At 59.4% G+C, this 13013-nt stretch carries 10 protein-coding genes and 1 tRNA gene; 1 reads left to right on the top strand and 10 read right to left on the bottom strand.

Translation table 11 applies throughout. From position 1 onward, the window contains the following. Positions 1-118: 118 nt before the first annotated feature. Complete coding sequence (locus AC07T0_RS23165; protein ID WP_100938519.1) at positions 119-580, bottom strand: Lrp/AsnC family transcriptional regulator; 462 nt, start codon at positions 578-580, stop codon at positions 119-121. Between the two features lie 39 nt (positions 581-619). Continuing rightward, positions 620-1771, bottom strand: a complete 1152-nt coding sequence (locus AC07T0_RS23170) for a Fic family protein (protein WP_495003379.1) — start codon at positions 1769-1771, stop codon at positions 620-622. Positions 1772-1968: 197 nt separating this feature from the next. On the opposite strand from AC07T0_RS23170, the gene AC07T0_RS23175 reads away from it, so the two are divergent. Continuing rightward, positions 1969-2220: a helix-turn-helix transcriptional regulator gene (locus tag AC07T0_RS23175; protein ID WP_495003380.1), complete on the top strand. Its 252-nt coding sequence runs from the start codon at positions 1969-1971 to the stop codon at positions 2218-2220. 102 nt (positions 2221-2322) lie between these two features. Here AC07T0_RS23175 and AC07T0_RS23180 read toward each other — a convergent pair whose 3' ends face one another. The 8 genes from AC07T0_RS23180 to rpsU form a co-directional block, all read right to left on the bottom strand. Next, entirely contained in the window at positions 2323-2511 is a 189-nt protein-coding gene (locus AC07T0_RS23180; protein ID WP_495003381.1) for a DUF1289 domain-containing protein, read from the bottom strand. A 3-nt stretch (positions 2512-2514) separates the two neighbouring features. Further along, positions 2515-3795 (bottom strand): CDF family Co(II)/Ni(II) efflux transporter DmeF, encoded by a 1281-nt coding sequence (dmeF, locus tag AC07T0_RS23185; protein WP_495003382.1) that lies wholly within the window; start codon positions 3793-3795, stop codon positions 2515-2517. 7 nt (positions 3796-3802) lie between these two features. Further along, a complete protein-coding gene (locus AC07T0_RS23190) occupies positions 3803-4081 on the bottom strand; it encodes a metal/formaldehyde-sensitive transcriptional repressor (protein ID WP_495003383.1) in 279 nt (92 codons plus the stop codon). Between the two features lie 544 nt (positions 4082-4625). Beyond that, positions 4626-4702: transfer RNA gene (locus AC07T0_RS23195), tRNA-Ile, on the bottom strand. Positions 4703-4717: 15 nt separating this feature from the next. Then, positions 4718-8458 carry a bifunctional diguanylate cyclase/phosphodiesterase gene (locus AC07T0_RS23200; protein WP_495003384.1) on the bottom strand — a complete coding sequence of 1247 codons (3741 nt, stop codon included), beginning with the start codon at positions 8456-8458 and terminating at the stop codon, positions 4718-4720. 108 nt (positions 8459-8566) lie between these two features. Next, on the bottom strand, positions 8567-10414 hold the full coding sequence (rpoD, locus tag AC07T0_RS23205; RefSeq protein WP_495003385.1) for an RNA polymerase sigma factor RpoD: 1848 nt from the start codon (positions 10412-10414) through the stop codon (positions 8567-8569). A 67-nt stretch (positions 10415-10481) separates the two neighbouring features. Next, positions 10482-12446, bottom strand: coding sequence for a DNA primase (gene dnaG, locus AC07T0_RS23210; protein WP_495003386.1), 1965 nt, complete (start codon positions 12444-12446; stop codon positions 10482-10484). Positions 12447-12687: 241 nt separating this feature from the next. After that, on the bottom strand, positions 12688-12903 hold the full coding sequence (gene rpsU / locus AC07T0_RS23215) for a 30S ribosomal protein S21 (RefSeq protein ID WP_002551877.1): 216 nt from the start codon (positions 12901-12903) through the stop codon (positions 12688-12690). Positions 12904-13013: the final 110 nt, after the last annotated feature.

Genomic DNA, 13013 nt, shown 5'->3' on the forward strand with positions numbered 1-13013 from the left:
TGACGTCCGAACGTTCGCCGCAAGACTTAAGGGCCTCATCGCCAGCAAGCTGGCTCCTACAATGACCGTGTTGACTGGCGTTGCGAGTCCAGGGCGAGGCGGTCTCTACAAGGCGGCGCTAAACCGGCTGCCCCCGATCCACCTTGCTACTGAGAATGATCGAGGTAGTGGTTTTCTCCACCCCTTCGACACTGCCGATCTGGTCGAGCAACTGATCCAGCTGTTCCGGCGAATCGCTGCGCAGCCAGGCGACGTAGTCGAACTCACCGCTCACTGCGCAGAGTTGCTGGATCTGTGCCATGGCGCTGAGGCGCCGCACCACATCCTTGCCCGAACGCGGTTGGACCGTGATTCCGACATAGGCCTGCAAACCGCCATCGACCACCCGCTGACCCAGACGCACGCCATAACCGGTAATGACCTTGGCCTTTTCCAAGCGAGCCAGCCGCGAGGTAACCGTGGTGCGCGCGATCCCCAACTGCCGCGCCAGCATCGCCACGCTTTCACGGGCATTGATCTGCAGGGCGGAAATCAACTGACGGTCGATTTCGTCGAGCGCGGGAGGGCGGGTGTCGGACAAGGTCGGGCTCCGGTGGCGGGTGTCGAGAGTTGGGTGATGTTACAGGCTTGAAGTGGCCGCCGGTTGCAAGCCGGGAATCTGATAGCGGGTACTGCGTCCGCCTCCGGGAAGGCGATAGAGGCAGCCTTTCTCCAGAAGATCCGCCAGATGACGGGTTGCCGTCGCCTTACTGACTTTGGCGACTGCCTGGTATTGCGCAGCATTGATGCCACCCTCAAAACCTCTCTCACCACCATCGAGCAGCCTGTTGATAACTTTGAGTTGTTCCGGCGAGAGTTGAAGATGGCGGTGCTGCTGCCAATACCTTGCCTTGACCAGCACCCGGTCGATGTTGGCCTGGGCCTGTTCCAGGCTGCGCAACAGAGTTTTCAGGAACCATTGCAGCCAAGGGGTGATATCCAGCGAGTCCTTCTGGCTGGACTCGAGTATTTCGTAATAGCCCTTCCGGTCTTCGAGAATGCTCGCGGACATCGCATAGAACCGAATCGCTTGTTGCTCGCCTTGCGCCAGTGCCAGATCAGTGAGGGTACGGGTCAGGCGACCATTACCATCATCGAATGGATGCAAGGTCACGAACCAGAAATGCGCAACGCCGGCACGCAGCAGTGGGTCGAGTGCCGTGTCGGCCTGACTGGCGTTGAACCAGTGGATAAACGCCATCAGCTCTTCGTCGAGCCCGGCCCGCGGTGGTGCCTCGAAATGCACGACAGGTCGATCCAGACGTCCGGAGACCACCTGCATCGGCTCGTTACCGCGCAGCATGCCGATACGGATTTTCGGTGCCAGAGGGCTTTCGTCAGGCTGGAAAAGCAGTGTGTGCCAATACAGCAGGCGCTCAAGGCTCAACGGCGATTGGTGGTGTTGCGTTGCGTCCAGCAGCAGTTCCGCCAGGCCCTCGCTACGTGGACTGGCGGATTGGTCGGCACTCAGCCCCAGGCGTCTTGCCAGTGAGGACCTGACAGAGCCGACATTCAACGGCTCTCCTTCTATGGCCGATGATGTGATGATGTTTTGCAGCAAGGCATCCAGTTCGTTCTGCGCGCTGCTGTCCTCGCCGATGGCTGCGGCCATGCCGAGCAAGCGTCCCTGGGCGTGTCCGCATTCCAGCAGCAGCGGCGTCAGGGCCTTTTCCTGCCAGGTGAAATGAGGCCAGTCGGGCTGTTGCCAGATCCAGTGAGGCAGATCGATCATAGAGGACTCCGCATGAGCGTGAGCCGAATAAAAGGCTTATTCGGCTCATATGGTGAGCCGATTGTGCGATTTATTCGGCTCATCGTCTAGCTGGGAGACGCTTGCAGGCTGCACTTGGGTTGAGCGGCATATCTGCTTTGATTTTTCAGAGGTTCGGTATACGTTACATTTAATATAGTTTGTCGCGTATACAGAACATGGATTATGCCCTTATCACAACGCGTCTTGGCGAGCAGGTCCGGCAGCGTCGTCTGAGTCGCGGGTTGACTCAAGCCCGACTCGCTACCTTGGCTGGCATCACCCGACAGAAGGTCATCGCCATCGAGAAGGGTGATCTGTCAGTGGGTATGGTCGCCTATGCGCGAGCCCTGGGCGCTATGGACTGTGAGTTCGCCGTGGTGCCGGCGGTAATGCCCACGCTGGATGAAATACAGAGAGTGTTCGACTGATGACAACCGTACTGCAAGTTGCGATGCCTTTCCGGGCGGGTACGAATCCTGACCAGGTACACGAGTGCTCAGGCAGCAATCGGCCAAAAAGCGACATCTGGCCTATCGGGAAATCTCTTCTCGTTGCAATTTCGCTAACCGCTTTGAACGCTCGTTGATTACCTGATGACGACGATGATCCGTCATTTTCTTCCAGCCGCGAATTTCCTCCAGGGTGCGCAGGCAGCCTACGCAGAGAGTGGTCTTGCCATCGAATTTACAGACTTCGGTGCAAGGGGATTTGAGAGCCATTGCTCAGACCTCAGCTTCTGGACGCACTTCCACTGTGAGATGGGACAGCCCCTTAAATTGGGCGAGATGCTGGTGGTAAAATTGTGCGGTCCGTTTTGGCTCGCCTGTGACCACCGAAACCACCGCTCCGAGATGCCCAGGGCCGAGTCGCCAAACATGCAGATCCGCCAGCTTGTCACCGGCTTTGTCGATGACCGTCCTGATCTTGCTTTCAATTCGAGTGTCTGCACTCGCATCTACCAGGATCGCACCGGTCTGGCGTATCAGTCCGTAGGACCAGTTGGCGATCACCAATGCCCCAACGATCCCAGCCAGTGGGTCCATCCACAACCAGCCAAATGCTTGGGCCAACAGCAGGCCGATGATGGCCATCACTGACACAGCGGCGTCCGCAATCACGTGAATGTAAGCCGCTCTCATATTGTGGTCGCTGCTGTCCACGTCATGGTCGTCGTGAGCATGCTCCGTGAATTCGACGATCTGTTCACCTGATGGCAGGGCAACGGCTACCTGGAAACCATGCGGCTCCGGAATGTCGCTGGTGGATTCCAGAAAGCCAGCTTTCTGTACAAAATTGAATACCTGCCGCGAACCGTCCTGGCGGATCGTCGTCACCGTAACATCGCCTGGTGAGAGCAAGGGACCTGAGCCTTCACAGGAAAGGCGAAATACTGGTGGAACACCCTCTTCGAAGATCGACAGTTCGAACACGCCCTCAGCAGTGACAACACGCTGCATCTCTTCAGGATGATCGTCATGTTCATCACCTTCGGCGTGCCCATGACTGTGCCCATGGCTATGTCCGTGGTCATGCCCATGATCCGCACCGCTGAGCAGCCAGGCACTGGCAATGTTCACGGCTAAGCCAACGACGGCGATGGGAATGGCTTCGCTGAAATGGATGGGGACTGGCGACAGGAAGCGGGAAACCGCTTCGTAGCCTATCAGTAAGGCGATCATCGCGAGAATGATGGCGCTGGTGAAGCCCGCCAGATCACCCAGTTTGCCAGTGCCAAACACGAACCGCCGGTCATTAGCGTATTTGCGCGCGTAGGTGTAAGCGAGTGCAGCAATCAACATAGCCCCGGCGTGTGTGGACATATGCAAGCCATCCGCAACCAATGCCAGTGAGCCATACAGGTTCCCGCCGATGATCTCGGCCAACATCATGGCCGTGCACAGGGCAATCACAGCCCACGTCTTGCGCTCATTTTTTTCATGGCCGACGCCCAGGAAAACGTGGTCATGACCGACATTAAATGGTGCCTCATACAGCTTATTCATATTGAGTTCACTTGAAATAACTGTGGATGATTTCGATCAGTTGCTCTTTGGCATCATTCGGCTCCTTGCCGTCAGCAAAGTCCGCATCAACCAAATGCGTGCGGATATGGTCCTCCAACACCACAGTCAGGAGACCGTTCATGGCACCCCGGCAACTGGTGATTTGCTGGAGCACCTCGATGCACTCACGCTCCTCGTGCAGTGCACGCTCGATCGCTTCGAGCTGCCCACGAATACGACTGACGCGATTCAATAGCTTTTTCTTGTCCTGGATGGTGTGACTCATGATTGCACCTTGAGATCAAAATATACTATAGGGGGGTATAGTACATGTCAAATCATCCTAGCATAGGCATGCTATAGCGCTCTGATTTCCGACAGACGTAAAAAACTTGAGTGGGGTTCAGAGGGGCATTCCCGGCAACAAAGGCTGATCTGTCGACGCTGCGATTGAGGAGGGCGTAACGGAGCCGAATGGTCGAAAGCTTTTCACTTTCTGCTCTACGGCGAAGCTCAAGAAAAACGCCGCTTTCCCATTTCGGGCTGAGCGGCGTTTTTCCTTCAAAGGACGGGTTGATTGTACAAATATTGCTATCTGGAACCCTGTCCAGGTCCTGGACGATAGCCGGCGGTCATGGATTTTTGTGTCGGTCGTCGCCGATGGAGGTCCCTTCGAGGGGTGGGTGTTGAGGTGTTACATCAAGCGGATTCCCTGACATTTTCCCAAGTTTGGACGTTTTGTGGACGGAAAGCCGCTTTTTTCAGTTTTCTGGCTAGGAGTTCGATAGCAAGCAAAACGACAAAAGCCGCGCACTGCGCGGCTTTCAAGGTGGTGGGCCCACACGGACTTGAACCGTGGACCAAAGGATTATGAGTCCTCTGCTCTAACCAACTGAGCTATAGGCCCTCAGTAGGCCGCGAATTATAGCGATGGTTTCTCGCCGGTGCTATCCGAAAACTCCGAAAGCCTCATATGAAGGAAGGTCGCGGCGAATTCTTCGGCGGCCAGCGGCAGGCTGACGATGTAGCCCTGGATCTGTTCGCAACCCTCGACGGCCAGAAAATTCTGCTGCGCCTGGTTCTCCACACCCTCGGCAATCACCGTGAACTGCATGCTGCGCCCCAAGGCGATGATGGCGCGGACGATGGCCGCATCGTGGGGATCGTCCGGCAAACCGCGCACGAACGATTGGTCGATTTTCAGCACATCCAATGGCAGGCGCTTGAGGTAGCTCAGTGACGAATAGCCGGTGCCGAAGTCATCAATGGCCAGTTGCACCCCCAGGCGCTTGAGTTGGTGCAGGACCTCCAGGGCTTCCTCGGCCTGGCTCATGATGAAGTTTTCGGTGATCTCCAACTGCAGGCAGCCGGGCTCGAGCCGGTAATCCCGGAGCAACTGCTCGACCCGTGCGAGCAGGTGCGGTTGGCGCAACTGCGCGCCGGCGAGGTTGACCGAGAGTGGGCCGAAGTCGCCATGGCTCCTGTTCCAGCGCTGCATCTGTCGGCAGGCGCGCTCCAGCACCCAGTCACCAATCTGCAGGATCATGCCGTTCTCTTCGGCCAACGGAATGAAATGCTCCGGTGGTACCTCGCCCAGGGTCGGGTGTTGCCAGCGAATCAAGGCTTCGGCCCCCACCAGGTGACCGCTGGCGAGACTGATCTTCGGCTGGTAGAGCAGGTGCAGCTCCTGGCGCTCGATGGCCCGGCGCAGTTCGTGCTCCAGGGCCACGCGTTCGCTGGCCTGGGCCGTGAGGTCGCGGGTGTAGCTTTCGACCCGGTTACGGCCCTTGGCCTTGGAACGGTACATCGCCGCATCGGCGTTCTTGACCAGGGTGGCGACGTCGTTGCCGTCCTTGGGGTAGAGGCTGGTGCCGATGCTCGCACTGATGAAAAACTCGTGCTCACCGGCCTGGAACGGTGCGCTGAAGCAACCCAGCAGTTTGTTGGCCAGGTGCGTGGCGTCGCTGGCCTGCTGCAGGCCCGGCAGCAGGATGATGAACTCGTCGCCGCCCAATCGGGCCACGGTGTCGATATCCCGCAACTGCTCCTTGAGCCTGGCGGCAATGCCCTTGAGCAACAGATCACCGACCGGATGCCCGAGGCTGTCGTTGATGTGTTTGAACCGGTCGAGGTCGAGAAACAGCACCGCGCCCTGGCCGCCGTTTTCGGCCTGGTTGTTCAGGGCCGCCAGCAGGCGGTTTTCAAACAGGGTGCGGTTGGGCAGGCCGGTCAACGGGTCGTGGTGGGCCTGGTAGTCCAGGCGCGCCTGGGCATGTTTCAGGCTGGAGATATCGGCGAACACGGCAACGAAGTGGGTAGTGATGTTCTCGCGGTTACGCACGGCACTGATGGTCAGCCAACTGGGGTAGAGCTCGCCGTTCTTGCGCCGGTTGCAGATCTCGCCTTGCCAATGGCCTTCGGCGGTCAGTTGGTGCCACATGGCCGCATAGAAGGCGCTGTCATGCTGGCCGGAGGCAAGCAGGCGCGGGGTGTGGCCCAGGGCTTCGGTTTCGCTGTAGCCGGTGATTTCGCTGAAGGCCCGATTAACCGCGCTGATGTGTTGCTGGATGTCGGTGATCAGTACGCCCTCGGCGGTACTTTCGAAGACGGTGGCGGCTTGTTGCAGTTTTTCCTGCATGAGGTGGCGTTCGGTGATGTCCCGGGCGATGGTCAGCATGCAGTCCTCGCCACCGATCGGCAGTGGTCGGCTGGAGACTTCGCACAGGCGGATCTGCCCGTCGTTGCGGCGGATATGGCAGCTGAAGTCACGGACGAAACCATCGCGCTGCATCAGTTCGAGCATGTGCTTGCGTTCGTTCAGGTTGACCCAGATGCCCAGGTCAAGGGTCGAACGGTCCAGCGAGGTGGCGGCGTTGTAGCCGGTGAGGTGGCTGAAGCCGTCGTTGATCTCCAGCAGCAGGCCGTCGCTTTGCCGGCTCAGCAGCAAGCCATCGGGCGAGGCGTGGAAAGCCTTGGCGAACTTTTCTTCGGAGGTCTGCAGTTGTTGCTGGGTTTGCTTGAGCTGGCTGATGTCCCTGACCACCACCACCAGGGCCGGGGTGGTGTCGAGCTCGAAAGGCTCGGCGGAAATCAGCCCGGTAAACAATTGGCCATTGCTGCGCCTGAAGGGCATCTCCAGATTGCGGATACTGCCGCCCTGCAGACGCTGCAACAGCCCCGAGCCGACACCGTCGATGCCCCAGATGTTGAGCTCGCTGGCGGTATGCCCGATCACGTCCCTGGCGTTCAGGCCGATCTGTTCCTCGAAGGCCGTGTTGACTTCCAGCAGGTGGCCGTCGGACAGGCGGGCGATAACCAGGATGTCCGGGCACTGCCGGAAGACCGAGGCGAATTTCTGCTCGGACAGGCGCAAGGCTTCTTCGGTGCGCTTGGTTTCGCTGATGTCGATCATCAGCCCGCGTATCAGCGGCTCATGGTCATGTTCGATCAGGCTGACCAGATCGCGCACCCAGAGCGTACGACCATCGGCGCTGATCACCCGATAGTCGAGCGTGTGGTCGCGGCCTTCGATGATCTCCTTGTCACAGAAGATCTGGGCACGGGTCAGGTCGGCAGGGTGGGTGATGCTGCGCCAGAAGCCGGGGATCAGCCAATGGGCCAGCGGGTACCCGAGCAAGGCTTCGGCATGGGGCGAGACATAGGTGTAGGTGTAATCCATGCGCGCTTCCCAGGCGATGGCCGAGAGGCTCTCCACCAAGCCGCGGTAATGGTATTCGCTGCTGCGCAGTTCCTGCTCGAGGGCCTCGCGCCGGGAAATTTCCGAACTCAGGCGGCGGTTGATGCGGATGACCACGACCAGAACGCTGACCAGCAACAGGACACCGGGCAGGCCGTAGAGCAGCAGGTCGGTCCAAAATGAGGGGGCGACCAGGACGTTACCCACCCAGCGCTTCTGGATCGCCTCGGTCTCGGCGACGCTCATGTCGGCCATCACCTTGTCGAGAATCCCTACGAAGATTTTCTGATCCTGCGGCACGGCCATCGCCAATTGGTAGCGATAGGGCGTTTCGCCGCTGACGTAGAGCCCTTCGAGCTTGAGCTGGCGCAGGCTCCAGACACTGGAGGCGAGATCGCCGATGACCGCATCGACTTCGTCAGTGGCCAGGGCCTGTAGGGCCGAACTGACATTGGGCAGGGCCACGAGGTTGAGGTCCGGGTGATGGCTGCGCAGCAGCTCGTGGGGGGCGTAGTTCTCCACCACGGCGATCTTCAGGCCGTAGAGCTCTTTCATGTTATGGGGTTTGGCGCCGCCTTCGTGGGCCAGGATAACGATCGGGAAATCCAGGTAAGGACGGGTAAAGGACAGGTAGGTCTGGCGTTCCGGGGTCGACATGATGCCGGGCAGCAGGTCGACCTGGCCTGTCTTCGCCAGTTGCAGCACTTCGGTCCAGCTCACCGGCTCGATGGGGGTGAGCTTGATGTCCAGACGGTCTTCGATCAGGTGGATGTAATCGGCCGCGAGCCCCTGATAGGCGCCGCCTTCGCCTCTGAACTCAAAGGGCGGCCACGAGGCATCGACACCCAGGCGCAGTTGCGGGTGGGCTTTCAGCCAGTCACGCTCATCATCGGTAAGATTCAACGCGCCAGCCGTTGCGGTCCAGATGAGCAGCGAAAACAGAAGCAGGGCCGACAGTCTGGGCATAACGATCTCGTTATGGCTCGGAGGGATGATTCGAGTGTAGACGGGCGGCGGGCGGAGAAAAGGGAATCTGCACAAAGCAAAACCCCCGGCGAGCCGGGGGTTTTGGTGTTACTCGTCGAGGAAGGAGCGTAGATGCTCGCTTCGCGTCGGATGGCGCAGCTTGCGCAGCGCCTTGGCTTCGATCTGGCGAATCCGCTCACGGGTGACATCGAACTGCTTACCGACTTCCTCAAGGGTGTGGTCGGTGTTCATGTCGATGCCGAAGCGCATGCGCAGAACCTTGGCTTCACGGGCAGTGAGGCCAGAGAGAACTTCGCGAGTCGCTTCTTTAAGGCTCTCAACGGTGGCGACATCGATTGGCGACTGCATGGTCGAGTCTTCGATGAAGTCACCCAGATGGGAGTCTTCGTCATCACCGATCGGGGTTTCCATGGAGATCGGCTCTTTAGCGATCTTCAATACCTTGCGGATTTTGTCCTCAGGCATTTCCATGCGTTCGCCCAGCTCTTCCGGCGTCGGTTCACGACCCATTTCCTGCAACATCTGCCGGGAAATACGGTTGAGCTTGTTGATAGTCTCGATCATGTGCACCGGAATACGGATGGTGCGGGCCTGGTCGGCGATCGAGCGAGTGATCGCCTGACGGATCCACCAGGTGGCATAGGTCGAGAACTTGTAGCCACGACGGTATTCGAACTTGTCCACCGCCTTCATCAGGCCGATGTTGCCTTCCTGGATCAGGTCGAGGAATTGCAAGCCACGGTTGGTGTACTTCTTGGCGATGGAGATCACCAGACGCAAGTTCGCTTCAACCATCTCTTTCTTCGCGCGGCGGGCCTTGGCCTCGCCGATCGACATGCGACGGTTGATGTCCTTGATCTCGGCGATGGTCAGGCCGGTTTCGGTCTCGAGCGCGGTCAGCTTCTGCTGGCAACGAACGATATCGGCCTGTAAGCGACCAATGGCTTCGGCGTATTTGCTCTTGCCTTTGGCCAGGGCATCGGTCCAGCTTTCGTCGATTTCGTTGCCCGGGAACTGGCGCAGGAAGTCGGCACGCGGCATGCGCGCATCACGCACGCACAGCTGCATGATGGCGCGCTCTTGCTGACGCAGGCGATCCAGGGCACCACGAACACGCTCGACCAGGCCTTCGAATTGCTTCGGCACCAGTTTGATCGGCATGAACAGCTCGGCCAGGACCAACAGTTCGGCAATTGTCGCCTTGTTGTTGCGACCGTGCTTTTTCAGGGCCTTGCGAGTGATTTCCATCTGCTCGGCCACGGCGCCGAAGCGCTGTGCGGCAACGACAGGATCGGGACCGCTTTCGGCTTCTTCTTCGTCGTCGCTGGCTTCAGCTTCTTCGTCGTCGGTGTCGTCGTCGGCTTTCACCGCCTTGGCATCGACAGGCGGCGGTACTTCGGCGGCTGGCGGCGCAATGCCGTCGTCCGGGTCGATGTAGCCGCTCAGGACGTCGGACAGCCGACCGCCTTCGCTGGTGACGCGATTGTATTCGCTGAGGATGTGATCAACCGTGCCGGGGAAGTGCGCGATTGCGCCCATCACTTCACGGATGCCCTCTTCGATACGTTTGGCGATTTCGATTTCGCCTTCACGTGTGAGCAGCTCTACCGTACCCATTTCGCGCATGTACATGCGCACCGGGTCAGTAGTGCGACCGATGTCGGTTTCCACGGCCGCCAACGCAGCCGCTGCTTCTTCGGCAGCGGCTTCGTCGGTATCGGCTTCGGCCAACAAAAGGGCATCCGCATCCGGAGCACTCTCGAATACGTTGATCCCCATGTCGTTGATCATGCGGATGATGTCTTCCACCTGTTCCGGATCTGAAATATCCTCCGGCAGGTGGTCGTTGACCTCCGCGTAAGTCAGGTAACCCTGCTCACGACCACGGCTGATCAACTCTTTGAGGCGAGACTGCTGTTGCGCTTTTCCGGACATAACACCCTATCCACTGAAGGTCTTGGCGGGCAAAAAACAAGCCGAGGATTATACCCGAGCTATGACCTCACGCGCCAGTTGAGGTCGGGTTTGATGCAGGAAGATTGCGTTTTAGTAGATCAAGCAGCTGAATTTTGTCTTCAGCGCTCAAATCGCCCTGTCGCGACTTCCTGATGAGTTGTTCCAGCTTTCGCTCGGTTTGACGGGCTGACAAGCTGGTTATGGTGTCGAAAAACTGTTGTTCAAGGTTCTCTCCTTCAATCAGCCACTCCTTTTCCGCCAAACGGGTGAGTAATCGACCCTGGTCGGTGCCGTGCCAACGCGCAATCAGTTGAAATGAGCTTAGCCCAGGATTCTTTTGCACGGCTTCGAGCAAGGCCACGAGCAGCTGTGCATGGGTGTTTTCTTCGTCCGCGAGGTGACCAGCGGTCTCGACCTTGCCGGCCAGTTGCGGGTGATGGACCAGGGTGCGCAAGGCGGTGAGCGTCGGTGGCTCGACGGCGGCCGGGATCCGTGGGCTGCGGGGCTCGTCGCGGTCGCCGCCGCGCTTGCCGTTCCTGTCCCAGGGCTTCTTGTCCCACTTCTTGCCGCCCGCACCGGGTTTTTTCGGCGTCCACTCCTGCTGGGGCGCGTAGGCCTCCTGCTGGGGCGCATGATAGTCCGAATAATCGGGCATGGCGTCGTAGTCGATGCCCGGATCGTAGGCCGGTGGCGCTTCGCTCGGTGCGCTGTGCACCAATTGGCTGACGGTTTCGTGGGTCAGGCCGGTGATCTGGGTCAGGCGCTGACGCATCAAGGTGCGCAGGTTGGCGCCCGGTACCTTGTCGATCAGTGGCGCGGCGAGGGTCGCCATGTGCGCCTTGCCCTCCAGCGAGCGCGGGTCGGCCTCTTCGGTCAGTTGCTGGAAGAAATAATCCGCCAGCGGCTGCGCGTGCTGGTTGATCCGGGCGCGGAAGGCATCGGTGCCTTCGGCGCGAATCAGGGTGTCCGGGTCTTCGCCTTCGGGCAGGAACAGGAAGCGCGCGCGGCGGCCGTCCTGCAGGCTGCCCAGGGTTGCTTCCAGTGCGCGCCAGGCGGCATTGCGCCCGGCCTGGTCGCCGTCGAAGCAGAACAATACATTGGGTACTACGCGAAACAGGCGCTTGAGGTGTTCTTCGCTGGTGGCGGTGCCCAGGGTCGCGACGGCATTGCGCAGGCCTTGCTGGGCCAGGGCGATGACGTCCATATAGCCTTCGACGACGATGATTTCATCGAGGTTGCGGTTGTTCTTGCGCGCTTCGAACAGGCCGTAAAGTTCCTGGCCCTTGTGAAACACCGGGGTTTCCGGGGAGTTCAGGTATTTCGGCTTGTCGTCGCCCAGCACCCGGCCGCCGAAAGCGATGATCCGGCCACGGCTGTCGCGGATGGGGAACATCACGCGGTCGCGGAAACGGTCATAGCGCTTGCCGGTTTCGGCGTTCTCGATCAGCAGGCCGGCGTCGATCATGGCTTTCTGCTGCAGGGTGTCGCTGGCCAGGTGCTTGAACAGGTTGTCCCAGCCTGGCGGGGCGAAACCCAGGCCGAAATCCCGGGCGATCTCGCCGGTCAGGCCGCGGCCCTTGAGGTAGTCCACCGCCGCCTTGCGGGAGGGGTGACTTTTCAGCGCCTGGCGGTAAAAATCGGCGGCCGCGGTCAGGAGCGGGTAGAGCGGCGAATCGGTCGGCTGGCGCGGCTTGCGCGCGTGTCCGCTTTCTTCGCGGGGTATTTCCATGCCGGCGGCTTTGGCCAGGTCCTCGATCGCCTGGGGGAAATCCAGGTTGTCGTGGTCCATGAGGAAGCCGAGGGCGTTGCCGCCAGCGCCGCAGCCAAAGCAGTAGTAGAACTGCTTGTCCGGGCTGACGCTGAAGGACGGTGTCTTTTCCTTGTGGAACGGGCAGCAGGCGGTGTAGTTTTTGCCGGCTTTTTTCAGTTGCACGCGCGAACTCACCACGTCGACGATGTCGGTGCGGTTGAGTAGGTCGTCAATAAAACTTTGGGGGATTAGCCCGGCCATGGCGTTCTCATCATCGCAGAGTGCTCGATAGCTGGAACGGAAAGGGTGTGCTCGTCGTTAGCCTTGGAAGGCTCGTCAGAAAGACGCGCACCGCTGGCAAGTGCCAGGTCTGACGGGGTCAAGCAGGTTCGTCTGGGTCGCATCGGCGGCTTCGACGGTGAAGCATCAAGCGATATCCGCAAATGCCATTAGCCCGGCTGAGGGCCGGGCTTGGCAGAAGCTTGCAACGAACGTCTGTGTATTAGTACAGACGAACGGCGCGGCGCTGTTCGCGCTGAACTTTCTTGGCGTGGCGTTTGACAGCAGCTGCTGCCTTGCGCTTACGCTCCGAAGTCGGCTTCTCGTAAAATTCGCGGCTACGAACTTCAGCCAGAACACCGGCTTTTTCGCAGGAGCGCTTGAAACGACGCAGAGCTACGTCGAAGGGTTCGTTCTCTTTAACTTTGACGGCTGGCATCCAGAGCTACCTTCATTCATTACCGGGGTCAACGTCCTCAGGCAAAATCGCACTGGAGATCGTCGGTTTTTAAGGGTTGCGGATGTTAACCCCTCATGACGCGGAATGCA

The sequence above is a fragment of the Pseudomonas sp. GW821-FHT04D07 genome, from assembly GCF_059420225.1.